Here is a 24,955-nt window from a genome sequence, read left to right on the forward strand (position 1 = left end):
GTTATGACTATAAGAAGCGAATCGAAAATTGTCTGAGCATTTCTACAGGTCCTTCAAGAATTAAAATGTCTTTTTCCTGTAAAATTGTGCCAGGCGCAATATCATAGAGAACATGAGATCCACGTTGTAACAATAATGTGGTTAATTCTGGAGTATTTTCCATGACGGTTTGAAACTGAGCGCCCTGTAAATTTGCACCGATTTCGATTTTTACGATATAACGATCATTGTTCAGCGCCATATAGCGTCTGACCATTGGATAGCTTAAAGACTGGGCAACACGGATGCCCATATCCTCTTCAGGGTGAATAATTTTACTGATTCCCAAATGCGATAAAATCATGTGGTGGGATTTAGATTTGGCTTTGACAAAGATTTTTTCAATACCTAAGTTTTTGAGATGGAGTACACACAGGATACTGGCTTCGATATCTTCACCGATCGCAACAACCACAGCATCACAATTTTTAATATTGAGTTCATCTAAAACATGCTCATCAGTTGCATCTGCGATGACGGCATGACTGATTTGGTCTGCAATATTTTCAACATTTTTCTTTAAGGTATCAATGCCAATCACATCGTGATTTAAGTTGGTCAGTTCAAGCGCAACAGCTTCACCAAAACTACCTAAACCGATGACAGCGAACTGCGCCATTCTACAAAATCCTTATCTCAGCACTTGAATTGTGCGAGCATTATCATCTTCAATTTTTATATATTTTATAGTTAAAGTATTCAATCGCCAATCTCGAAACCTTGAATATAAACTGATATATGTAAATAAAACCTGAATTATGTCATAAAACCTTCAAATGAATTAGCTATGCTCAATCAAGGTATTCAAAATTGATCTTCATCAATATTCGCTTGTTTAAGTAAGTATAAGAAAATGGACGATAAAAAAATTTATAAAATACTCCAACATTGGTTTCCTGAATTGAAGCAAAGGGATATGCCGAAAAAGAAGTATCGTAAAAGTTTTGAAGCATTTTTAAACTGGATTGCTGCAGAAAAATTCGGTGGTCGTTTCCGTGCCTATCTGATGAAAATAGATCGCATGGAATTTCATGAAAATCAGATTGAGCGAAGTGCTGTATTTCATGAGTATGCCGTTGATAGTCTAGGCATTCAAAGCAAGATTCGCGAAAGAGCTCAACCTTTATTTGATCATTACGAATTGCACAAAGAGGTTATCGGGCGTTATTATAATGTGCAAGATCAAGTCTATGATATTGTATTTGAAGAAATATTGACCGAAGCAAAACAACATCATCATGAGTTGCTTCTCATCTACGCTGAAGATTATTATTGGTTAATCGTTCCAAACCATGAACACAAGATTGAAAAGTTTTGTAAGCATTTCAATAAACAGTTTCATGACGAAGATGTCAGTATTGAGCACTATGCATTGTTTGATTGTTCTAGATCGACCTGATTTTTAAAGTTTTTACTTTTCACTTTATAATAAAACCATGAGAGAGATTCGCATGTCACATAAAATTTACTCACTTCTTCAAGCCACTTTTGCTGAATTAAACACACAGCCCATCCCTGTAGACGATGAATTTCACACATTTGATGAATGGATCAATGAAGATCAAAAATTGCTGCATTATATTGAATTAAAAGAATACAGTGACAATGGAATTGAAGATAACTTTTATTTTGAAAAGTACAATGTTGACACTGACCAATTGCAAAATGAGATTGAAATCGCCGTTCAGGAATGCTTTGAACAATTTCAAGAAGATGACGATATTTCATTTGAAGAGCAAATGGATGTCATGGAACGTACAGAGGAAATCATTTTTGACGCCATTAAAAAGGTAGCAGAACAGCACCAGTTATCACTCTTGGTGGTTTATCGAGAAAATCCATATTGGATGCTGGTACCCACGCAAGATGAACAGCAATTAATTCAAATTGTTGATGCTTTTAATGAAGCATTTAATGATGATGGTGATTTAAATATGGCAATATATTGATTATTGGTCTCTTTATTTCATCATTCCATTTTAAAACTATAAATCGACCTAAACTCTTCTCATTCTGATCTTCTCCCTGTGAGGAAGAGGGATTATGAGTATCCATATGATTCGTTTAACCTGGTCATTTTTATTTTATGAAAGAGATCTATTTTTCTATATTTGAAGCCAATGCTGTATCGGTTAAAGCATTGCGGCGATTAAAAACTGAAGTGTATCAAATGATAACCTTATTAAAAGATTTTTCCTGTCAAGCAAAGGGTGAGGCTGAGAGGCTATTTTATACTCAGTGACGCTCTGCAAAAGGATCAATGCAAATCGTCTGTAACGCTGGAAAATTGATAATCAATAACCTGTAAAATTATTACAGGCTATTGATAAAATTCATTTATTTCAAGAAACGTTGATAACCTAGATTATTGGTAATTTCCTGATATGGATAATTGATATTTTCTAAGGTTTCAATTAAGCCGTCTGGGTTCTGTACAGCATCTTCCGCATCCAACCCAACCAGGACACGACCTTCCGCTGCACCATGGTTACGATAATGGAACAAGCTGATGTTATGTGTAGGACCCAAACGTTCTAGGAAGGTTAATAATGCGCCTGGACGTTCTGGAAATTCAACACGGAATAAACGTTCATTGGCTATATCTGCATGACCGCCAATCAAATAGCGAATATGCAGTTTTGCGACCTCATCATCAGATAGATCATCTACATCATAATGAACTTTTAACGCTTCATAGATGTCATGACGTTCTTTCTCACCAAATTTTAAACTAATGCCGACAAAAACCTGCGCTGCTGAAGCATCACTTGCACGATAGTTGAATTCGGTAATATTTCGTCCTTGTAAAGCACGGCAGAAGTTAAGGAAAGATCCTTTTTCTTCAGGAATGGTAACAGCAAAAATTGCTTCTTTACGTTCACCTAATTCAGTTCTTTCTGCAATATAGCGTAAACGGTCAAAGTTCATGTTTGCGCCACATATAATCGACACCATGTTCTTGCCTTCAAGCCCATGCGTTTCTACATATTTTTTGATACCAGCCAATGCCATTGCGCCAGACGGTTCTACGATACTGCGGCATTCGTCATATGTATCTTTTATCGCTGTACAGATTTCATCGGTGTTGACCAAAACAACTTCTGGCTCAACTATGGGACCAGAAAGATCTGATTTTTGTAACTGAATAACTTCAAAAGGTTTCTCACCAATCTGAGCCACAGCTGTCCCATCTGCAAATAGACCAACAGAAGGTAAAATAACCCGTTCTTTGGCTTCTAAAGCAGCTTTTAGACAGGCAGATTCGTCGTATTCTACAGGGATGACTTTGACATGTGGAGCGACATCACCTAAATAAGCGGCAACACCTGCGATTAAACCACCACCACCCACTGCAACGAATACATATTCTACATCACGCCATTGGCGTAAAATTTCATTGGCAATAGTCCCTTGACCGGCCATGACCAATTCATCGTCATATGGCGGAATAAAGGTCATGCCTTCATCTGCTGCACGTTGAATGGCATATTTGTTGGCTACATCAAAAGAATCGCCGTGAAGCACCACTTCACCGCCTAAGCGCTTAACGGCCTGTACTTTAATATCGGGTGTGGTTTTGGGCATCACAATAATGGCGCGAATACCTAACTTTTGACCAGATAATGCCACGCCTTGTGCATGGTTACCCGCAGAAGCAGTAATAACGCCACGTTCCAACTGAGATTTCGGTAATTGGCTGATACGGTTATAAGCACCGCGCAGCTTGAAAGAAAAGACAGGTTGTAAGTCTTCGCGTTTGAAGCGAATGTTATTGTTTAGTTTTTCACTAATTCGTGGCGCTGCTTCGAGTGGGGTTTCGATTGCAACGTCATACACCGTTGCCTGTAATATTTGTCGAACCAAACGAGACAGCATGTTAATTTTCCATCTAACAGTTTAAAATGAGCGTCCATTGTAACAAACCGTTGCACCTTTGCGTTTTAAAATTATGCAAAATGTGCAAGAAATTGAAATTTAATTGAGAGATGTCATGAGCCTTTATGCAACCCAGGATGAGAAAAAACAAGCTGCAGCCCAAGCCGCTTTAAAACACTTACCAAAAGGGGGCATTTTGGGTGTGGGAACTGGAAGTACGGTCAATTTTTTGATCGAGCTTTTGCCGCAACTTCAACTTGAAGCTGCGGTTGCAAGTTCTGAAGCGACTGCGCAACGCCTTAAAAAGTTAGGAATTGAAGTGGTTGATATGAACCATGTGGGTGGTCTAGATGCCTATGTGGATGGCGCGGATGAAATTGACCGTCATATGCACATGATCAAAGGTGGCGGTGCTGCACTGACACGTGAGAAAATTGTTGCTTCAATTGCAAAGAAGTTTGTCTGTATTGTGGATGATTCGAAATGGGTTGAGCAATTAGGACGTGAGTTTCCATTGCCCATTGAAGTAATTCCTATGGCACGTTCTGCTGTTGCTCGCAAAATTGTGTCTTTAGGGGGTGACCCGACTTATCGTGAGGGTGTCGTTACTGATAATGGTAACGTGATTTTAGATGTTTTTAATTTAAATATTTTAAATGCGCTTGAGTTGGAAAAAACCATTAATGATATTCCAGGGGTTGTGTGCAACGGGATTTTTGCAATCAATAAAGCAGATATTGCAATTGTTGCGACCAACAATGGTATTGAAGAGCGTTCAGCGATCTAAAGATTAGATTTCTCTCTGTTAAGCCCTTCGTGAAGAAGGGTTTTACTTTCTTCTGAAGCGTTGCGGTGAATTAAATTTAGAGTCATATGACAGCCACATTTCCTGAAATTAAAATTACCCACCATGCACGTGCTACACGTTTACGCTTACGTGTTGAACCTAGTCAAATTAAACTAACCGTACCCAAATTTTGTACTCAGCGTCAAATTGATGATTTTTTAAAACAGTCCGAATCCTGGATGATCGAAACTTGGCAGAAGCAGCAGCAACATCTTGCGCTTGTCGATCGAAGTTTACCGTCTACATTGACGCTTTTTAATCTGCAACAACCCATAAAAATTATTTATCAAAAGCAAAGACAAGCCTACGTTTTCGATGAGCAGACACTGACTATATTGATCAGTGATCAACACGCTGAAGTGTATTTAAAAAACTTTGTAATTCAGTATGCAAAACAGCATTTACCAATTTTTTTACAGCAGATCAGTGAAGAAACAGGTATGAAATTTAACCAATGTGCGATTCGACAAGCTAAAACACGTTGGGGAAGTTGTACAGTAAAGCATGCTATTATGTTGAATAGTACATTGGCTTTGTGTAATTTCAATATTACGCGTTATGTCTGTATACACGAATTGGCGCACACTCGTTATTTTGACCATAGTGCGGCGTTTTGGTCAGAAGTTGAAAAATATGATCCGAATTATAAGCAACATCGTCAAATTTTAAAAAATGGAATTTTACCGTGGTGGTGGAGCTAATCAAATTGTAAAATAAAACGCAGCTTTTAATCAGTGATGCAGGGAAATGCCATGGCAATAAAAAGAATCGTCAGTAATATTCAGGCTCTAGATCTCAGGTTGGCACAAACGTTTTATGGTGATTTTTTAGGTATGCAGTTAGTCATGGATCAGGGGTGGATAAAAACTTATGCTAGTCATGGAATGATGAGCCCGCAAATCAGTATTGCCTCCCAAGGCGGAAATGCAACAGAGGTTCCTGATTTTTCAATAGAAGTCGATAATGTGGATGAATTGTATGTTAGAGCTCAGCAACTCAATATGGAAATTATATACCCATTAACCATTGAGGAATGGGGGGTAAAACGTTTTTATTTAAAAGATCCTTTTGGCAAGACAGTCAATCTATTGCAACATATTGAACCCTAGATTTTTTTAAACGGCAACACGATAGGTTTTAAATGCAACGAGGCAAATCGGTTTAAGAATGAATCGTCAAAAAATTGCATGATAAGTGATCAGCTTGGGGTAGTCTATGGTTTTTCTTTAATATTCAAGTATTTGGATGAAAAATTATATATTTAGATTTTAATGATGTGTACTTTATGTTGAAACAATAATAACAAGGACTATGGCTTATATCTCGGTTGGACTATCCATTGGATGAGGCATAAGCTTTTGAATCAAGGTTGAGCAGTTTGATAAAATTTCAACTGGTTTAAGTTGGGTTCAATGGTCGCTGTTTTGTGAAGCTGAACAACGTTGCTGGCATCGGCAGAACAACTGTTTACTGGAACTGGCCATCTAAAATGTTTATTGGAAAATAAATAAGCATTGAATTTTTATCAGCGTCATGACTGGACAAGTGCTCGGTACCGGTAACAGCGAAGAGAGCACCTATCTATTGATGTCCAAAGAAAAATTATGACTCAAGATGATTTATCCAATCCATGATTCTTTGTACAACCTTTTCTGGCTGTTTAATCCAAACGCTATGCTGATTTCCTTGAATAGTTTTGGTTAGATCTAAAGTTTGAACGACGGGCTGTTTGAAATAACGGCTTAAAGCCAACATAGATGACATGGGCGCAAAATCATCATCTTTTAAAGTCATAAACAAGGCTGAGTTTTTCACAATTTTTTCATTACTGATGATGTGTTTATAATTTCCTGTAAAGACGACTTTTGACCAGTCTCGCATCAAGGATTTGGCTTCTCGATTGCCAAATGCAATTTTATATCCTGCAAAGTAACCATCCTTTAAAATCATGGCATTAATAACAGTGACTGCTTTTAAGATATTAATTTTACCTTTTAAATCCCAATTTTTTAGCCCGATATTGCCTGTAGCTATACCAATGACTGTGTTGTCATGGCTCTGTGCATACAATGTAGCCAAATGTCCACCTAAGCTATGACCCAATAAAATAGGGGAATGAAGATTTGCATCTAAGGCAATTTTCTCAAGTTGTGCTATAAAACCATGAATGAGATCGGCGTAACCATAATCTATTTGGGCTGATACATGAGGCGTGTTCCGTCCACAATAGGGGTAATCTGCGACAATAAGATTAAAACCATGATTTGCCAGTAAAGAAATTAACTTCTCGTATTTATGGATTGTTACGCCTAAAGCAGTCAATAAAATAATCGTGTGTTTATTCTGTGGATGGACATAGAGGTCAACAAGGATAGGATGTTGTTGAAAATATATCGTTTTCTGAATTAAGTTGTTGTTTAACATTTGATTACTCCTTAAAAATATTAAGTTGAATCATGTATGGCAGCCCTAATCCAGACAACAGTGCTGTGCGGGATTGAGGGTGATTGAGCGACTCCTTATGTAAAAGTTTTTTGAAATGTGAATTAAATTGAGTTCGAGGATGTTCTGTCAAAACATCTTCAGCATAAGTTTTTGAGAACCGTACATAATCTGTGCCAATAACATCACAAGAAGTTGCCTGATGTAGTAACAGCGCTTCTATCGGCAAATTTTGATTAGACTCATCTAAGTAACCATTCATATGAAGGCAAATAGCTTCAGAAATAATTTTTGTACGCGATTCATCGTAATGGTGTTTTAGACATAAACGTTCTGAACGTAAGGCACTTTCATAAGTAAAGCAGTGACAGGAATATTGATCTAGATGTTCAACCAAGCCCAAATCGTGCATTAAGCAGGAAATTAAAAAGCTTTCTTGGTCAAATTGCCAGTCTTTACTTTGCGCGATTCCTGCTCCCCAAAAAAAACTACGCCAAGAATGATGGAAAATAGCTTGATCCTGTGCGTTTTCTAGCTCAGCCATTGCATCTTTGACAATAGGTGTATCGGGGATTCGAACATCTTGTATGGCAATATGAGCAGGCTGGATATGGGATTGTATAAAGGTCTTAGAGTACTTGTAGGTGATGGGAAGTAAAGTCTGTCTGATCAGATTTATTTTTTCTTTAAAGCTCAGGCTTCCTTGGTTAATTTCCATCCATTTTCGGGATCCGATCATAGTACGTGATTCCTATTGTTAATAATTAGAGTAATTACTCTAATTATTTTCTCTAAATTGAAAAGAAAATACAAGTTGCTTTAAAGCAACGTGGATAAAAACTGAGTGGGTTGAGAGTGGAATGAGCAAAGTCAGTTGGTTTTTTTGATTCTAGTTGACGATATTCTATGTACGAACTGTTATGTGAATAGCCTAAAATTGGCTTAAGCGCGCAGTAAAAATAGTAAAGATTTTAAGTTTTAATCGGATGTATGAAATTAAATTACAAAATAATATGACTATTTTTTATCATTAATTGGGCGCGTATAAAAAAATACTCTAAACTTATCGACTTTACGATATTTCCTATTTCTTATCATAAAGATATCAGACGTGAATTTTGCAGATACCCATTACTTTATTTTAATTGTGCCCATCTGCCTGATATTAATGGGTAGTTTGCTTCTGATTTGTCACTTCTTTTTTAAAGCACCTGCATATTTATTTTGGTTGGGGCTTGGATATATTGTGCCGTCATTTTCTTTGGCTGCGCAAAGCTTTATGACTAACCAGCAGTTGACATTAACAGCACCACTTTTAGGCTGTTTCTATTTATTCGGCGCTTGGACAAGCGCTTATGCAATGGCATTACGTAAAAATGGAAATGCTCATAATTTATTGGCAGTTATTTTAACTGGATTAACATTGCCATTCCTCATTTACTTTTCATATATTGATGAACAGCTCTGGGTCAGAATGCTGATTTTGAATTTAGCCATTGCAACGATTGAGTCTTTAGTCTTGCCATCGCTTTTTAAAGATTATCAACATGGGGACTGGCTGAATAAATTAGTAGATTATTCTTAACTTTTCATAGTTTTATATACTTTTTCCCGTAGCGTTATTGTCTATTGTTGTCTGCAAAACGTTCAAACCAATATGCTTGTAGATTCGGTGTGGTGGCTGATGATGCTAGCCGCAAGTATTCTGTTGAGTTTATGGTTTGCGATTATTGTTGTAGGAACGTTGGTTCGCGATATTATTTTAAAATTGAACGATGATCGTTCAAGAGATCCACTGACACATCTGCTCAATCGCCGTGGGTTTTATGATGCTGCCAAAACAAGTCTAATTGATTTATCCCAAACACAATATTTTTTACTGATGTGTGATGTAGATCATTTTAAAAAAATTAATGACACCTATGGGCATCTGATTGGTGATCAAATTTTACAGCGAGTCAGTAATTTGGTCAGTCAAAATGTTGGAAAAGAAGACTTGGTCGGGCGTTTCGGAGGTGAAGAATTCATTGTTTTATTACACATTGCCAATGCTGAACTTGCTTATAAAATTGCTGAGAAAATACGTATCAGCATTGAAAATGAAGTTTTTTCTTCGAAAAATATTGTATTGACAGCCAGTTTCGGACTTGTTCAGGTGCAGTATCGAAATCTAGCACTCGGCATTGAATCTGCGGATAAATGTTTATACGCCGCCAAGCGTGCTGGTCGTAATTGCATTATTCAAGGCTAATGGATGCCTGAAACGATGCAAATTAAGATTTGTACGGCGATTAAAACGATAAAAAACCAAGTAAAACAGTTTAGAAAGCATAAACTTCCTGTCATACTACAGTTCATACAGAATGGATACATTTAAATCGAGGTAAAAAACGTGATTTCAGTGGGTATTGTCGGTGGAACGGGTTATACAGGCGTTGAATTGTTGCGTCTTTTACTGCGACATCCAAATGTTCAAGTGAATGTACTGACATCGCGTACTGAAGATGGTCGTCGAGTAGATGATATGTTCCCTAGTTTGCGTGGACATACAACACTTAAATATTCAGATTTAAAAATTGATGAACTCAAAAAATGTGATGTAGTATTTTTTGCAACACCGCATGGTGTTGCAATGAAACATGCCGAAGAACTATTGGCATCAAATACTAAAATTATTGATTTAGCAGCTGATTTTCGTTTAAAAAATTTAACTGAATTTGAAAAATGGTATGGAATGCAGCATGCCTGTCCAGACATTTTGACAGGCGCCGTATATGGTTTGTCTGAGCTTAACCGCGAACAGATCAAGCAAGCGAAAGTGGTTGGAAACCCAGGCTGTTATCCGACAACAGTACAACTGGGCTTAGCACCCTTATTTAAACAAACTGCAACATTGGTTAAACCTGAAAGTATTATTATCGATGCAAAATCAGGTGTGTCTGGTGCTGGACGCAAAGCCAATTTAGGTATGATCTATTCTGAAAATGCCGACAACTTTAAGGCTTATGGCGTTGCAGGACACCGTCATCATCCTGAGATTGTCGAGGCACTTGAAAATATTTCAGGGCAACAAGGTGTATTTGATCATATCCTCTTTGTCCCTCATTTAGTGCCGATGATTCGCGGCATGCTCAGTACGATTTATATTGATCTGACGGATGAGGGTGAACATGTAGATTTACAAACACTTTATGAGCAGTTTTATGCTGATGAAACATTTGTAGATGTCATGCCGGCCAACAGCTCACCTGAAACGCGTTCAGTACGTGGTGCCAACCAACTAAGAATTGCATTGTACAAGCCGCAACCAAAAAAATTGATTGTTTTATCTGTGCAAGATAATTTAGTGAAAGGGGCTGCGGGTCAGGCAGTACAAAATATGAACTTAATGTTTGGTTTTGCTGAAGATGCTGGTTTAAAAGGTATCGGATTATTACCATAAAAAACGCTTTATAACTTCACACACATTTAACTTTGCGGTTAAATGTGTGTTTTGATGCGATCAATACTTTAGAGATGACGATGCAGAACACAGAAACAAATACCGCGTCACAACCAGCTCAAACACCAAAAAAACCTTTTCTTAAAGGCAATATGCCATTGGTGATCGGGGGTGTCGTATTATGTGCGGGTAGTGTACTTTTAGGCTACACAGTTGGACACCGTCAAGGACTTACTGTTGTTGGTTTTGATGCAGACGCGGAACAATTGGTAGAAGTGGTTAAACAACAAAAAACGACCCTGGCTACGTTAAATAAAAACTTAAATGCCACTGTACAAGAACGTGATGTGGCTGTGTCTAATGCCAATGATTTACTAGAAGCATTGAATAAAGCCAATGCAGAAAAATCACAAATCGATGTAATGAGTGCAATTTACCGTGAAGTGTTAAAACAACGTGGTGGTTTAGGCTTAACAATTCAGAATCTTGCGGTTAAACCTTTGCCTGAAAATGCTTACGAATATCAACTGGATCTTATCCAAGTGAGTCCAAGACGTGCTACAGGGACAGTGGAAATTCGTTTAATCAGTGGTACAGAAGTGTTGACTGTACCCATGACTGATGCGAATTACAATTTTACTGATTATGAACGTTTAACAGGTCGCTGGACGATGCCGAAAGGTTTCAATCCACAATTTATCGAAGTGCGTTTAAATGGTGCTACACCAGTCATTAAGCGATTCAGTTGGTCACGCGGAAAGGCGGTAGACAGTGCAGCCGCATTTGCTGCTGAGGTACCTCAAGCAGAAGCTAATTCTCAATAAATCATAAGTATTTTGGAAAATATGCGAACTAATAAGCGTCAAATGAGTTTAAATGAAGTGAAATCATCGTTCCGTGATTCAGGATATGTAGATTGGCATTTGAATATTCGTGCAAGCCAATCAGAAGATCCCCATCACGAACAAGGGGATGTTGCTGTCCAAACAGCTCCCCCTGAAATAAAAAGACCACCGATGTATTCAGTCATTTTGCTAAACGATGACTATACGCCAATGGACTTTGTTATTGAAATTTTACAACAATACTTTGCTTTGAATCTTGACCAAGCCACTCAAGTAATGTTAACAGTACATTATGAAGGCAAAGGTGAAGCTGGCGTATATCCGAGAGATATTGCGGAAACAAAAGCCAACCAAGTAAACAACTATGCTCGATCTCAAGGTCATCCATTACTTTGTCAGATTGAGCCAAAAGAATAAGGGGGTTTCATGCTCAGTCGTCAATTAGAAGTTTCACTCCGTTTGGCTGTTAGCATGGCTCGTCAAAAGAGACATGAGTTTCTTACGGTTGAACACTTATTATTAGCTTTACTCGACAATGACTCAGCAGTAAATGCCTTAAAAGCATGTGGTGCTGAAATTATCAGTTTGCGTAAAGAATTAGAAGAGTATGTTGAGCAACATACACCTAAATTAGGAGAAAACAGCGACCAAGCCCCTCATCCAACAGAAAGTTTTGATCGTATATTGCAACGCGCAATTTTCCATGTTCAGTCGAGTGGCGGTGACCGCACGGTTGAAGGTGCAGACGTCCTGGTGGCGATGTATTCTGAACGTGATTCTTTTGCTGTTTACTTACTCAAACGTCACCAGATCAATCGTTTGACGTTAACTCAATATTTATCGCATGGCGCACGCAAAGAAGAGATTCAGGTTGAAGAAGAATCTGATGACTTGGAAGGTGAATCAAGCGCTTCAGCAAATGCAGGTCCGCTTGAGTTATATACTTTAAATCTAAATATTGAAGCTCAAAAAGGCAAAACTGATCCTTTAATCGGTCGTGAAAAAGAAATTGAGCGTGCTGCTCAAATTCTTTGCCGCCGTCGTAAAAATAACCCTCTACTGGTGGGTGATCCAGGCGTGGGTAAAACTTCGATTGCAGAAGGTTTAGCTTGGCTAATTGTGAATGGTAAAGCGCCTAAACCACTTGCCAATGCTGAAGTCTTTAGTTTGGACATCGGTGCGTTGGTTGCAGGCACTAAATATCGCGGTGATTTTGAGAAACGATTAAAACAGCTGCTGAATGCTTTGAAAAAGAAACCGGATGCGATCCTATTTATTGATGAGATCCATATGATTATTGGTGCCGGTTCAAGTATGGGCAGCACGATGGATGCGTCGAACTTAATCAAACCAGCTTTGGCGAATGGCACTTTACGCTGCATTGGATCAACCACTTTTCAAGAATACCGTCAAGTATTTGAAAAAGATCATGCTTTATCACGTCGTTTCCAAAAAATCGATGTGAATGAGCCATCGATCTCAGAAACAATCGATATACTGCGCGGTTTAAAAAGCAAGTTTGAAGACTTTCATCATGTCAAATACGATGATTCTGCTTTAATTTCTGCTGTTGAGCTGTCTGCTAAATTTATCAACGATCGTTTCTTGCCAGACAAGGCGATTGATGTGATTGATGAAGCCGGAGCACAGCGCCGTTTAAAAGCAGAACAGGACGATACATTGATCACGGTTGAGAATATCGAAGATATCATCTCTAAGATTGCACGTATTCCGCCTAAAACTGTCTCTAAAGATGATAAATCTGTATTGGAATACTTAGAACGTGATCTGAAACGTGTTGTCTTTGGTCAAGATGAGGCAATTACAGCGCTTGCATCTGCGATCAAGTTGTCACGAGCCGGTTTAAAAGCACCAGACAAGCCAGTCGGGAGTTTTGTCTTTGCCGGTCCAACAGGGGTTGGTAAAACAGAAGTCACCAAACAGTTGGCCAAATTGTTAGGTGTAGAGCTTGTACGTTTTGACATGTCTGAATATATGGAACGTCATGCTGTATCACGATTGATTGGTGCACCTCCAGGTTATGTAGGTTATGACCAGGGTGGTTTACTGACAGACGCCATCCATAAAAATCCGCACTGCGTACTATTATTGGATGAAATTGAAAAAGCGCATCCGGATGTATTCAACTTGTTATTACAAGTCATGGATCATGGGGCGTTAACCGATAACAATGGACGCAAGTCTGATTTTCGTAATGTGATTATTGTACTTACTACCAATATTGGGGCAGAAAGTATTTCTCGAACCAGCATTGGATTTACAGAACAAGACAACAGCAATGACAATCAGGAGGCGATGAAACGTGCATTTGCGCCTGAATTCCGAAATCGTTTGGATGGCGTGATTCAGTTTAAAGCTTTACCTACCACAGTGATTGAATCAGTGGTTGACAAATTCTTAACTGAGTTGCAGGCACAGCTTGATGACAAGAAGGTGGTACTTGAGGTTGATCAATCTGCGCGTGACTGGATGGCTGAAAATGGTTATGATCGTTTGATGGGTGCTCGCCCAATGCAACGCTTAATTCAAGAACATCTGAAGAAACCACTTGCTGAAATGATCTTATTTGGAGAGCTTGCCGATCATGGCGGAAATGTAGCCGTTTCAGTGAAAAAAGAGAATGGTCAAGCTGTTGGTTTAACACTTGAGGTTTTTGAAGACCAAACTGCTGAACCAGCATAATGGTTGATGATCTTGATATCGGCGCTCTAAAAAATAACCCGTATTGATTACGGGTTATTTTTTGTTTGAATAATCAACTGGCAAAATATTAATTTTTTAACCATGCGATTAATCGAGTAATAAATTACGCCATTGCATTGTTTCTGTATTTGCCTTTCCTAGGCCTTTTTTTATATCAATGAATTTCATAAGGGATTCTGTTGTTCTCTAAAGCCATTTACATGTCTAAACTATGTTGAACTGAAGCTATCGGGTCACCAATCGAATGGGCTAGAAAGATAGGTGTTGTTTGTGGGTTAACATGTAAATCCACTGAAAAGAAAGTTTGTTCTAGCAAATCATGTTTTTGTCCCATCAAACTTTTATATGCATGTGTGTACTCTAAGGGTGCTTGCATACTGATCACGGGATTCAACAATAAAGTAAAGTTCGGTTTTGTTGAGATCTGTTCTAATGAATCATCAAGCGTTGAAAACTTTATATGCCGATTGCGTGGTGATCATGCCAGCTCAATGTCCAACAGCAGAAAAACCCAAAACACCAATTTTTTCAGGATCGATATTGAATCGATTCGACTGTGAACGAATGATTCGTATAGCGCTTTGGCCGTCTTGAAATGGTGCAAGCGCGTTATTGGCATCTTGATTGGGCGGTCGATAAACCAATTCAAAAACAGTAAAACCGTGGTACTGTAGAAACTCTGATGTGGGGGTGCTTTCTATGGCAAGTTCTTCTCGTGGATATCCGCCACCGCTAATCGTCAGAATCGCCACATGATTGCTATGTTTGGGTAGGTATACCCTGAGATAAGTGGAGTCAATATGGCTAACTGCACCATGCTTAACAACTGTATTTGGATTTTATCTTGTCATGGATGCGTAAGTCCAAAGCGGAAGTGTGAATGCTGCTGCTCTAGTCTGTTGACTTAAAAGAAAATCATTAACAAACCACATCGCATATAGTGGATGTTCATTTGAACCGCCAAGTTTCTAAAGTTTTTTTGTTTAACACATTTGTTTGCATATAAAATAATCGATGGATGCTTTAATGTAGGATTTTTTTTAGTTCAACCTAGGCAATAGGTGAATACTAAAAATTGAATCAGTCCTCAAGGAGATTAAATTTATTGCTGATATTCTGTGAAAATCACCTATACTTTTACAACATCAATTACGCTTGAGTAGAAATGGATATTGCATTTAATAAAGTGTTCACTACGCTTTTATTATTTTTAGTTACGGCAGTTGCTGAAATTCTAGGTTGTTATTTTCCTTATCTCATTTTAAATCAAAACAAAAGCCATTGGTTATGGATACCTACTGCTTTAAGCTTAGCTGTATTTGTTTGGCTATTGACCTTACATCCGGCAGCATCTGGGCGGATTTATGCAGCTTATGGCGGAATCTATATTTTTTCGGCCTTGATGTGGCTGAGATTTGTTGATCAAGTCACTCTCAGCCGTTGGGATTTACTCGGTGGGTGTATTGTGATGGTTGGTGCTTTGGTGATCATTTTACAGCCACAAGGGCTGATTCGTTAAATGTTTTTGCAAAAAGTCAATTTAAGATACTGGGTTTCTCGTTGTTTCTAACTGAGTTATTTTACAAACTTCAGGTAATGCTTTCCGGTATTCTTGATAATCTTGAGTATATTTTTTAAACCATTTTTGATATTCAGGGTTCAATCTTAAATTTGCTAGATTGGGCTCATTTTCAAAAGAAGAGGGTTCAGTGCTGTTCTCATCTGAAAATTCTAATTGCTTTAAATACGACAGTGCTTTAGCAGGTTGATTCAATAAGGCATAGAATTCAGCTAAAAATTCATTTTCACGCTGAGTATGCTTACGATTTTTATTGACCACTGTTTCAATTTTTTGTTGATTATCCCTTAACCATTTTTCAGCTGCTTTGGGGTTCTCTCTATTTAAGCCTTGATAGTATTGCTGTGCCAGAATAACAAAGTTACCAGAATCAAAAGGTTGATCAGGATCAGCAAGAAACTGAAATAAGGGCTTTTTGAGAATATTCACCAAACGTTTTTGTTCTTCTGTATCTCGATGATACTTGTGTAGCAACATTAATTTATCGCTCAATACAGCATAATAATTTCTTTCATATTCTTCATCCTTAGGTTTAATTTGAATCAGAGTTTCAAATAATTGCTCCGCTTTAAGCAAATAAGTTAAACGAGGTGTTGGATCGCTATTTTTTCGGTAATAAACAGACATTTGTGCATAGAAAAGTCCAAAATTATTTAATGCAATGCTATCTTTAGGATCGCGTTTCTGTAATGCGAGATAAGCTTGTTCAGCCAGTTCTTGGATCGGATGTGAAAGTTCTGCACAATCTTGATCAAGCAAATATTCAGCATATCCGGAAGTAATGATTGCATAATTGTGTAAATAGACTGAATCATTATAATTAATTTCTTCAGCTTTAAATAATTGTTGCACAGTGGGTTGTGATTTTTTGATTTGAGCTTTGATCTGAGGTTCCAGTGGGGCTAGTTTTTTATTTCCTAAAACCTGGTCCGTTAAATTTTCAATGGTTTGAAGATCATCACTGCTGATCTCAGCGTAGGTAAAAGAGCAACTCAGCCATAATAATAAGAAGAGGTTTTTTATTTTCAAGATCAATACTTCACTTTTATATTATTGCAAATTATTGTATAGAAGCTTAGGACAAACAGCAAAATTTGTTGTAAGTGGTTTATAAAAAAGATAGTCAAGACTGTAATAAAAAAGCATCCAGTAAACTGAATGCTTTTTCTTAGTGGTCATCCATGACTATTGAATAGGTGGATGCTGTAACTGGTTTAACTCTTTTTTACTGAAACCTCTTGAGATCAGTACTTTCTTAATTCCAGTAATCACATCTTGATCTGTAGTATTCATCAACGCAGATAAGAGTTGATCATTGGATTTACAAGAGCAATCATTTTCAACGCATGCAATCTGATTTTTATGTTCATTTTGCACAGTATCTTTAGCCATAAACAGCTTTTGCCAAAAACTCATAGAGCCTTCATACGCAACCTAACATAGTTCGAAATATAGACGTTTTTTTATAAAATTCAAGATAGCAGGCATGGTAAATGGTCGAGTTATAGACTGAATTTGCCAATCATTAAATATTTTCTAAGTGATGTTTTTAAATTTAAATATAAGAAATAATTATATGTTATTGATATATATATATGTATTTTAAAAAATAAAAATGCCATGAAATCTTTCATGGCATGTTGCGGTTGTAATAAATTGTTTAAATCTTTTTAAGCAAAACCCCAGATTCAATATGATGGGTGTAAGGAAATTGGTCAAACATCGCAAATTTAACAATTTTATGGGTCTTGGTAAGGGTTTCCAGATTGCGGTATAAAGTATCTGGATTACATGAGATATAAAGAATCGTGTCAAAACCTTGCAGTAATTTGAGCGTATCGTCATCAATCCCTGCGCGTGGAGGATCAACAAAAACAGTATCAAATTGATAGCTTTGCACATCAATGTCTGCTTCCTGTAAACGGCGGAATTCACGCTCACCATTATACGCTTGGGTAAACTCTTCAGCAGACAGTCGTGCTACCTGAATATTATCAATTTTGTTCTGCTCAATATTCCATTGTGCAGCATAGACTGAAGACTTTGCCAACTCAGTTGCCAAAACACGCTTGAAATTTAACGACAAGGGAAGGGTAAAGTTACCATTGCCACAATACAGTTCCAGTAAGTCTTGATTGTCGCCATCTACTGCTTGACAAGCCCACTCCAACATTTTTTGGCAGACTTGTGCATTTGGTTGAGTAAAACTACTTTCGATTTGTTTATATTGAAATTTTCTTTCGAATACCTGTAATTCTTCAACAACAAACTCATCGCTCAATACGATTTTTTGGCCACGACTACGTCCAATAATTTTAATATTCAGTTTGTCAGCCAATTGTTTTGCTAAAACCTCCCATTCTTCATTTAAAGGAGCACGGTAAATTAACGAGACCAGCATTTCACCTTTCAGTGTTGCAAGAAAATGCACTTCGAAAAGACGTTTGGATAACTGCGGACAGGTTTTCAATTCAGCCAATAAAATAGGCATAAGTTGATTGATGCTAAGATCTGCTATAGGAAATTCATCAATACGTGCAACTGTTTTCTGCTGATTTTCATCTCGCTCAAACATGGCGTAGAACATATCGTCTTCCGTATGCCAAATGCGGAATTCTGCACGCATACGAAAGTTTTGTTCAGGTGATACAAAGACTTCCAGTGATGGTGGATTAAATTCTGCAAATTGAGATTGAATACGTTCAATTTTGGCATCAAGTTGTTGTTGATAAGATGAAGTCATATAAATCAGAAAAACGTTGGAATTAAGCAGTGATGATGGTATCAAAAATAGCAATAGATGGACACCGAATAACGCCCCATCTTACTTAATTTATTCTGCTTAAGACTTTGAATCAGATTCCGTGAATCCTTATTTTCAACTCTTGAGTGGAATCTGCACTTAACGGTTGCTAAGATGTTCGACTAAATAATCAATAAACACCCGTACAGCAGGGAGTAACCCACGGCGTGAAGGGTAAACTGCATGGAAAATACCATGTGGCGCTTTCCAATCAGGCAATACACGTACCAACTCACCTGATGCAACAAAATCATTGGCAATTGTATCTGGGAGTAGAGCGATGCCACAGTTTTGACTGGCTAATTTTGCAAGCATCATTAAATCTGATCCCATAAGCACAGGATTGACTTTAATTTTTTTCTGCTGGTTTTGACCATCATGCAAAATCATTTGCTGATCCAAATGTTCATCGACCATACTTAAAATACGATGTTCAGTTAAATCTTCAGGTTTTTTTAGCATCCCAAATTCATTTAAGTAAGCTTGGCTTGCAAGCAGATGCTGTTCAATATTCCCAAATTTTCTCAGGACCAAGCTTGGATCATCATCCAAATTTGCTCGGACACGTAGGGCGAGATCAAAACCTTCATTGATAATGTCAACACGACGGTTGCTGACCAAAAGCTGCACTTTAATTTCAGGATAGGTTTTTAAGAAAGCAGGTAAAATTTTGGATAATTCACTTTGCGCAACAGTAACAGGTACGCTGACTTTAATTACACCTCGTGGTTGTTCACTAAGATGATCCACCAAATCATGTGCAGACTGAGCAGCATTCATCATGACTTGCGCATGGCGATATATGTTCATGCCAATATCAGTTACAGCAAAATGACGGGAACTGCGTTGAATCAGACGTACGCCCAGTTTTTCTTCAAGATTATAGACTCGGCGACTCAGTTTAGACTTTGGAATATCGGTTGCACGTTCAGCAGCACTGAATCCACCGTGTTCAACAACCAAACCAAAACAATAAAAATCATCCAAATCAGTCAGCATGAGACATTCCATTATTGCGACAATTTGGCTTTTTTAACCTTAATCGTTGCATCAAGTCAATTGTAAATTGTGAAAAAAAGGATTTAAGCTGTACCCGCCATTAGAATATATTGGACCTGTTTATATTCTTCCAGCCTCAAAAGATCTTTGGTGGTGGGATGTGGAATCCGGGAAAGATCCATATTGTCTGCGACATCTGCTAATTTGACAATTCTCGCAATGGGATTTTTTACCGCACGGTATGCTGCTTCGATACGAGATTCATTTTCTTTTTTAGTCAATGCAAGTATGGCATCAACAATTTCTTGACTAAAACCCAGAGAAATCAAATCGACCACAGTGGTATCGGTATCTTCTAAGATATCATGCAACACAGCAACTATCTGCTGTTCAGCAGTTTTAACTTTAAACATTAGTCTCAATGGATGAAAAATATAAGGTTGCTGTCCTTTATCTTTTTGACCTGCGTGTTTACGAGCTGCTAAAGCAATCGCTTTTTCAATCGTTGACATAGTATCCTTATTTATATTTTCTCTATTTATAAAAGATTTAACAAGCAATTTTAAACTGGCAAGAGTAGTGTTTAAATCCCGTGTTTAATTTTGCCAACTGGTTTAAAATACAATTTTATTTTGTTCTAAAGCGTATGCCATTTCAACTGATCACTCTAGAAAATTCTCAAGAAAATGTTACATGCCCGCATTGCACACATGCAGTGATTGATTGGAATGAAGAGCAATATCTTCAACCTTGCGAGCATACTTTATTTATCGCTATGGATTTGGGCTTCGAATATATTGCAGATGAATTTGAACAAACGATGCAACGCAGTGTGGATGAAATCCATCAGCATGATGATCAAGGATTAAATATTTTTAATGAGCTGGGTCAAAGTACATATGCAAACTATATGATTTATAAAACAAGTCTAGGTTCAGTCGGTTCTCAAGAAATTTATCGCTATATTGGATTTAGTGCTTAAACGCAATCAAAACCTACTTGATATGGGGATAGGCTTTTTATTGCATAAATGTATTTTTGGAAATTTCTACTTCAGCAAGAAGCCATTCAACAAATTTTGCAATGAGTGGTGATTGCTGCTGTTCAGCATAGACAAAATAATAAGCACGTGAGCCTTTAAGTTTAATATTAGAAGCGATCACTAAATCACCTGAACGTAGTTCTTTTTCCAGAAGTTTCTGAGGAATAAGTGCAACACCCATATGATGAGTGGCTGCTACAGCAAGCATTGAAAATAATTCATGTCGTTGCCCTTCCAGTGCAAAAGGATGTTCATAGCCATTCACTTCAAACCATTCTTTCCAAATATAAGGCCGTGTGGTTTGTTGCAGTAGGGGTAAGCTGGCGATTTCTTCTGCAGTGAGGCTGCGAGTTAAATGTCCTGAGGTCGTTTTTAATTCGGGAAAATACTTAAAAATTAATTCAGCTGAACAGACGGGAACGACATCTTCATTCATTAAGAAATGAATTTTTGCCCCTGGCCAATTTTCGATTTGTGCCGGTGTTCCTGTATAAATTGCAGCATCAAAAATATGTTCGCTGAATAAGAAAGGTTTGGTACTGGTTTCAAGGTGGATGGTAATTTCTGGATAGACTGCATTGAACTTGTATAGTCGCGGCAGTAACCAGCGTGTTGCAAATGTAGGAACGACACCGAGTTTTAATGTGCCGCCTAAACCTTTATGACTGATTAAATCAAGCGTACTTTGCTCAATGCCCAATAAATGAGATTTTATATTTTTATAATAATGTTCACCTGCTTGGGTCAGTTCAACACCATGTCGAGTTCGATTGAATAAATGTAATCCCAGAAAATCTTCCAATTGCTGCACTTGACGAGAGATTGCGCTTTGAGTCAGATGTAATTCTTGTGCTGCAAAGGTATAACTCAAATGTTTGGCAGCAGCCTCAAAACAAATTAAAGATTGTAATGAAGGGATCATTCTACGCATATTCACTCCTTGAATATCTAGGGCTATTTTAAAGACCGATTTAACAGGGCTGGCTACAGTTTTGACAAAAATAAAATCATCAGCACTTCACACAACTTTAAGTGGTGTTTGTAAGTCTATGAAAATAAAACAAGATAATTGGTGATTTAGATCTGTCAACAATAAAAGCTATTCAATTACTGAATTTATAAAAACATAAGATATGCATAAATGGAATATCTGAGTGAAAATTTATCGTTTGAAAGAATGATTTTTCACACATAACATCAACTGCAACAAGACAAAATACATCAAGCAGAGGATGCGATGAATCAAATGGTCAATTCAGCGAAAAAACCACATGTACAGTTTAACTGGCAAGATCCTTTTTTATTGGAGCAGCAACTCACTGAAGAAGAACGCATGATTCGTGATGCTGCCAATGCTTATTCACAAGATAAACTCATGCCTCGAGTGCTTGAGCAGTTCCGCCATGAACAGACAGATATTTCGATTTTTCGTGAAATGGGTGAGTTGGGTTTATTAGGACCTACAATTCCAGAGCAATATGGCGGCGCAGGACTTAATTATGTGAGTTATGGTCTGATTGCCCGTGAAATTGAGCGTGTGGATTCTGGTTATCGGTCAATGGCGAGTGTGCAAAGTTCATTGGTGATGGTACCGATTAACGAATTTGGCTCGGAACAACAGAAGCAGAAATATTTACCAAAATTGGCATCAGGTGAGTTTATAGGCTGTTTTGGTTTAACTGAACCTGATCATGGATCTGACCCGGGAAGCATGATTACACGCGCTAAAAAAGTCACAGGTGGCTATCGTCTGACGGGTGCAAAAATGTGGATTACCAATAGCCCAATAGCTGATGTGTTTGTTGTCTGGGCAAAGGAAGTTTCTGCTGAAGGTCATGTAGGAGAGATTCGTGGTTTTATCTTGGAAAAGGGATGGGAAGGACTTTCCGCACCAGCCATTCATGGCAAGGTGGGATTACGTGCCTCAATTACAGGTGAAATTGTAATGGACAATGTTTTTGTGCCTGAAGAAAATGCATTTCCTGAAATTCGTGGCTTAAGAGGTCCGTTTACCTGCTTAAACAGTGCCCGTTATGGCATCGCTTGGGGGGCAATGGGGGCTGCTGAGTTCTGTTGGCACACTGCCCATCAATATACTATGGATCGTAAACAGTTTGGTCGTCCTTTGGCTGCAAATCAATTGGTGCAAAAGAAATTGGCGGATATGCAAACCGAAATTGCATTGGGCTTGCAAATTGCACTGCGCTTTGGACGTATGAAAGACGAGGGAATGGCTTCGGTTGAAGGAACCTCATTAATTAAACGTAATAACTGCGGTAAAGCCTTAGATATCGCACGCGTTGCACGAGACATGATGGGTGGAAACGGTATTAGTGATGAATTTGGCGTTGCCCGTCATCTGGTTAATCTTGAAGTAGTGAATACCTATGAAGGTACACATGATGTACATGCTTTAATTCTTGGGCGTGCACAAACAGGCATTGCCGCTTTTTCTAATTAATTTATTGGTTTTATAACATGGATGTTAAATCAACATCCATGTAGCATCTTTTACCTTAAATTCAGTCATGATTTAGGTAAAAAACATCAACGATAGAAGGATTCATCGTGAAAATATCTCATTATCTTTAAGGGTTGTAGCCATTTCATAGATGGATTGCACTGCAATGCGCAGCGGGCAAGGATTGTGTCTTTACGAGGTCATCGTTCCCTTAGTAAACAGTATTGATCATTATTTAGCATGACTAAATTTCGTATTTCACGCCGCGTATCGTTTAAAACATATCTGGTCGCAAACATGGAAAAATTGTGAACAGCCCTTTAATACTCTTACTTCATTCCTAAACGATATTGAATAAAAACAATAACGGAATCAGTAGAGAAAAGATGAAAGATAACCGATGACTCATTTGGGAAAATGAGGTAAAGGAAAATGAACAATGAGGTTCAATCAGTTGCTGTTACAGCAAAAGGCAACCTGCCATCGAATATTGGTACTTATGAAAAAATAGGACCAAACACGTGGAAATGGGCGCTATTGTTTGCATATTTTGCCATGGTGGTTGATGGCGTAGATATTATGTTGTTGTCCTATAGTTTAACCAGTTTAAAAGGTGAGTTTGGATTATCTACTTTTCAAGCGGGTGCTTTGGGCAGTGCTTCACTGGCAGGGATGGGAATCGGTGGAATTTTAGGCGGGTGGGCGTGTGATAAATTTGGTCGAGTACGCACCATTGCAAATTCTGTAACCTTTTTTTCAGTGGCGACCTGCTTATTGGGTTTTACACAGAGCTTTGAGCAATTTATGGCGCTGCGCTTTATTGGTGCTTTAGGGATTGGTGCATTATATATGGCATGTAATACCTTGATGGCTGAGTATGTACCCACCACGTATCGAACAACGGTACTGGGTACATTACAAACAGGGCAAACAGTGGGCTATATTGTAGCCACCCTTTTAGCAGGTGCGATTATTCCGGAACAAGGTTGGCGGGTGCTATTTTTTATTACAGTCATTCCAGCGTTTATCAATATTTTCTTACAGCGATTTGTACCAGAACCAAAATCTTGGCAACTGACTAAAATTGAACAGCTTCAAGTGAAAAAGAAACCTGATGTAGTCGTTCAAGAAAAGCCCAAAAGTAGCAGTATTTACAAGCAGATTTTTGCCAACTTCAAGCACCGTAAAATGTTTTTACTGTGGATGACGACTGCATTCTTCTTACAGTTCGGTTATTACGGGATCAATAACTGGATGCCAAGCTATCTTGAAACTGAAGTGCATATGAATTTTAAAAACCTAACCAGTTATATGGTGGGTTCATATACAGCAATGATTTTAGGGAAAATATTGGCAGGCTATCTGGCAGATAAGTTCAATCGTCGTGCAGTATTTGTTTTTGGCACCATCGCCAGCGCAGTTTTCCTTCCAATCATTATTTTCTTTAATACGCCTGACAACATTTTGTATTTATTGATTACGTTTGGCTTCCTGTATGGAATTCCTTATGGTGTAAATGCAACCTATATGGCTGAATCATTTTCAACTGATGTCCGCGGTACAGCAATTGGTGGAGCATATAACATAGGGCGTGTTGGTGCTGCAATTGCACCTGCAACCATTGGATTTCTGGCCTCAGGCGGGACATTTATGACAGCCTTTATTGTCATGGGGGCTGCTTATTTTGTGGCTGGTATACTGCCAGGCCTATTCATTAAAGACCGTCAATACGATCCGCAACAACAATAGTTATTGGTCAAGCATAAGCGGCTTAGGATACAACCCATTGTTATTAGGTTCAATTCAATCATGAATTTGCGGGAGCGTTAACTGCTCCTCGGATAGAGGTAAAACAG

General features: G+C 38.1%; 25 protein-coding genes and 1 pseudogene. 14 read left to right on the plus strand and 12 right to left on the minus strand.

Features of this window, described 5'->3' with window-relative positions; translation table 11 throughout:
- Positions 1-7: 7 nt before the first annotated feature.
- Positions 8-658: a potassium channel family protein gene (locus OSH00_RS04905; RefSeq protein ID WP_196074930.1), complete on the minus strand. Its 651-nt coding sequence runs from the start codon at positions 656-658 to the stop codon at positions 8-10.
- Positions 659-892: 234 nt separating this feature from the next.
- Here OSH00_RS04905 and OSH00_RS04910 point away from each other — a divergent pair, with 234 nt between their 5' ends.
- Complete coding sequence (locus OSH00_RS04910) at positions 893-1,438, plus strand: hypothetical protein (RefSeq protein WP_266129496.1); 546 nt, start codon at positions 893-895, stop codon at positions 1,436-1,438.
- A gap of 52 nt (positions 1,439-1,490) precedes the next feature.
- A complete protein-coding gene (locus tag OSH00_RS04915; protein WP_266129497.1) occupies positions 1,491-1,988 on the plus strand; it encodes a hypothetical protein in 498 nt (165 codons plus the stop codon).
- A 388-nt stretch (positions 1,989-2,376) separates the two neighbouring features.
- On the opposite strand, the gene ilvA is transcribed toward OSH00_RS04915, so the two are convergent.
- The gene (gene ilvA / locus OSH00_RS04920) at positions 2,377-3,915 is read right to left on the minus strand and encodes a threonine ammonia-lyase, biosynthetic (protein WP_196074933.1); all 1,539 of its coding nucleotides are present in this window, start codon (positions 3,913-3,915) and stop codon (positions 2,377-2,379) included.
- Between the two features lie 115 nt (positions 3,916-4,030).
- Here ilvA and rpiA point away from each other — a divergent pair, with 115 nt between their 5' ends.
- The 3 genes from rpiA (at position 4,031) to OSH00_RS04935 (ending at position 5,871) form a co-directional block, all read left to right on the plus strand.
- Positions 4,031-4,702, plus strand: a complete 672-nt coding sequence (rpiA, locus tag OSH00_RS04925; RefSeq protein WP_266129498.1) for a ribose-5-phosphate isomerase RpiA — start codon at positions 4,031-4,033, stop codon at positions 4,700-4,702.
- An 86-nt stretch (positions 4,703-4,788) separates the two neighbouring features.
- Positions 4,789-5,463: a M48 family metallopeptidase gene (locus OSH00_RS04930; RefSeq protein WP_266129499.1), complete on the plus strand. Its 675-nt coding sequence runs from the start codon at positions 4,789-4,791 to the stop codon at positions 5,461-5,463.
- A gap of 51 nt (positions 5,464-5,514) precedes the next feature.
- A complete protein-coding gene (locus tag OSH00_RS04935) occupies positions 5,515-5,871 on the plus strand; it encodes a VOC family protein (protein WP_266129500.1) in 357 nt (118 codons plus the stop codon).
- Positions 5,872-6,364: 493 nt separating this feature from the next.
- Here the strand turns inward: OSH00_RS04935 and OSH00_RS04940 are convergent, their stop codons facing one another.
- Complete coding sequence (locus OSH00_RS04940) at positions 6,365-7,186, minus strand: alpha/beta fold hydrolase (RefSeq protein WP_266129501.1); 822 nt, start codon at positions 7,184-7,186, stop codon at positions 6,365-6,367.
- A 4-nt stretch (positions 7,187-7,190) separates the two neighbouring features.
- Entirely contained in the window at positions 7,191-7,943 is a 753-nt protein-coding gene (locus OSH00_RS04945; RefSeq protein ID WP_266129502.1) for an HD domain-containing protein, read from the minus strand.
- 429 nt (positions 7,944-8,372) lie between these two features.
- Here OSH00_RS04945 and OSH00_RS04950 point away from each other — a divergent pair.
- From OSH00_RS04950 to clpA, 5 genes and pseudogenes are all read left to right on the plus strand, one after another.
- A pseudogene (locus OSH00_RS04950) lies at positions 8,373-9,455 on the plus strand (GGDEF domain-containing protein).
- A 141-nt stretch (positions 9,456-9,596) separates the two neighbouring features.
- Positions 9,597-10,646: an N-acetyl-gamma-glutamyl-phosphate reductase gene (gene argC / locus OSH00_RS04955; RefSeq protein ID WP_266129503.1), complete on the plus strand. Its 1,050-nt coding sequence runs from the start codon at positions 9,597-9,599 to the stop codon at positions 10,644-10,646.
- An 80-nt stretch (positions 10,647-10,726) separates the two neighbouring features.
- Entirely contained in the window at positions 10,727-11,470 is a 744-nt protein-coding gene (locus tag OSH00_RS04960) for a DUF6776 family protein (protein ID WP_266129504.1), read from the plus strand.
- 21 nt (positions 11,471-11,491) lie between these two features.
- Positions 11,492-11,908 carry an ATP-dependent Clp protease adapter ClpS gene (clpS, locus tag OSH00_RS04965; RefSeq protein ID WP_196074942.1) on the plus strand — a complete coding sequence of 139 codons (417 nt, stop codon included), beginning with the start codon at positions 11,492-11,494 and terminating at the stop codon, positions 11,906-11,908.
- A 9-nt stretch (positions 11,909-11,917) separates the two neighbouring features.
- Complete coding sequence (gene clpA / locus OSH00_RS04970) at positions 11,918-14,194, plus strand: ATP-dependent Clp protease ATP-binding subunit ClpA (RefSeq protein WP_266129505.1); 2,277 nt, start codon at positions 11,918-11,920, stop codon at positions 14,192-14,194.
- Between the two features lie 217 nt (positions 14,195-14,411).
- Here clpA and OSH00_RS04975 read toward each other — a convergent pair whose 3' ends face one another.
- Both OSH00_RS04975 and OSH00_RS04980 read right to left on the minus strand, forming a co-directional pair.
- On the minus strand, positions 14,412-14,600 hold the full coding sequence (locus OSH00_RS04975) for a hypothetical protein (RefSeq protein WP_266129506.1): 189 nt from the start codon (positions 14,598-14,600) through the stop codon (positions 14,412-14,414).
- 103 nt (positions 14,601-14,703) lie between these two features.
- On the minus strand, positions 14,704-14,967 hold the full coding sequence (locus OSH00_RS04980; RefSeq protein ID WP_266129507.1) for an alpha/beta hydrolase: 264 nt from the start codon (positions 14,965-14,967) through the stop codon (positions 14,704-14,706).
- A gap of 413 nt (positions 14,968-15,380) precedes the next feature.
- On the opposite strand from OSH00_RS04980, the gene OSH00_RS04985 reads away from it, so the two are divergent.
- Positions 15,381-15,734, plus strand: coding sequence for a YnfA family protein (locus OSH00_RS04985; RefSeq protein ID WP_266129508.1), 354 nt, complete (start codon positions 15,381-15,383; stop codon positions 15,732-15,734).
- A gap of 21 nt (positions 15,735-15,755) precedes the next feature.
- Here OSH00_RS04985 and OSH00_RS04990 read toward each other — a convergent pair whose 3' ends face one another.
- The 5 genes from OSH00_RS04990 to OSH00_RS05010 all read right to left on the minus strand — a co-directional run bounded on the left by OSH00_RS04990 (position 15,756) and on the right by OSH00_RS05010 (position 20,108).
- A complete protein-coding gene (locus tag OSH00_RS04990) occupies positions 15,756-16,823 on the minus strand; it encodes a tetratricopeptide repeat protein (RefSeq protein WP_266129509.1) in 1,068 nt (355 codons plus the stop codon).
- A gap of 156 nt (positions 16,824-16,979) precedes the next feature.
- Positions 16,980-17,210 (minus strand): hypothetical protein, encoded by a 231-nt coding sequence (locus OSH00_RS04995; protein WP_004830945.1) that lies wholly within the window; start codon positions 17,208-17,210, stop codon positions 16,980-16,982.
- Positions 17,211-17,454: 244 nt separating this feature from the next.
- Entirely contained in the window at positions 17,455-18,537 is a 1,083-nt protein-coding gene (gene trmA, locus OSH00_RS05000; RefSeq protein WP_266129510.1) for a tRNA (uridine(54)-C5)-methyltransferase TrmA, read from the minus strand.
- A 159-nt stretch (positions 18,538-18,696) separates the two neighbouring features.
- Entirely contained in the window at positions 18,697-19,596 is a 900-nt protein-coding gene (locus tag OSH00_RS05005) for a LysR family transcriptional regulator (protein ID WP_196074947.1), read from the minus strand.
- Between the two features lie 83 nt (positions 19,597-19,679).
- Positions 19,680-20,108 carry a guanosine-3',5'-bis(diphosphate) 3'-pyrophosphohydrolase gene (locus OSH00_RS05010; RefSeq protein ID WP_196074948.1) on the minus strand — a complete coding sequence of 143 codons (429 nt, stop codon included), beginning with the start codon at positions 20,106-20,108 and terminating at the stop codon, positions 19,680-19,682.
- 134 nt (positions 20,109-20,242) lie between these two features.
- On the opposite strand from OSH00_RS05010, the gene OSH00_RS05015 reads away from it, so the two are divergent.
- The gene (locus OSH00_RS05015) at positions 20,243-20,578 is read left to right on the plus strand and encodes a hypothetical protein (protein WP_266129511.1); all 336 of its coding nucleotides are present in this window, start codon (positions 20,243-20,245) and stop codon (positions 20,576-20,578) included.
- A gap of 37 nt (positions 20,579-20,615) precedes the next feature.
- Here the strand turns inward: OSH00_RS05015 and OSH00_RS05020 are convergent, their stop codons facing one another.
- Positions 20,616-21,569, minus strand: a complete 954-nt coding sequence (locus OSH00_RS05020; RefSeq protein ID WP_266129512.1) for a LysR substrate-binding domain-containing protein — start codon at positions 21,567-21,569, stop codon at positions 20,616-20,618.
- 306 nt (positions 21,570-21,875) lie between these two features.
- Here OSH00_RS05020 and OSH00_RS05025 point away from each other — a divergent pair, with 306 nt between their 5' ends.
- Together OSH00_RS05025 and OSH00_RS05030 are read left to right on the plus strand one after the other, a co-directional pair.
- Positions 21,876-23,099 (plus strand): acyl-CoA dehydrogenase, encoded by a 1,224-nt coding sequence (locus OSH00_RS05025; RefSeq protein WP_266129513.1) that lies wholly within the window; start codon positions 21,876-21,878, stop codon positions 23,097-23,099.
- 432 nt (positions 23,100-23,531) lie between these two features.
- Positions 23,532-24,848 (plus strand): MFS transporter, encoded by a 1,317-nt coding sequence (locus tag OSH00_RS05030; RefSeq protein ID WP_266129514.1) that lies wholly within the window; start codon positions 23,532-23,534, stop codon positions 24,846-24,848.
- Positions 24,849-24,955 lie beyond the last annotated feature (107 nt).

The sequence above is a fragment of the Acinetobacter nematophilus genome (assembly GCF_026344175.1).
GTDB lineage: Bacteria > Pseudomonadota > Gammaproteobacteria > Pseudomonadales > Moraxellaceae > Acinetobacter > Acinetobacter nematophilus.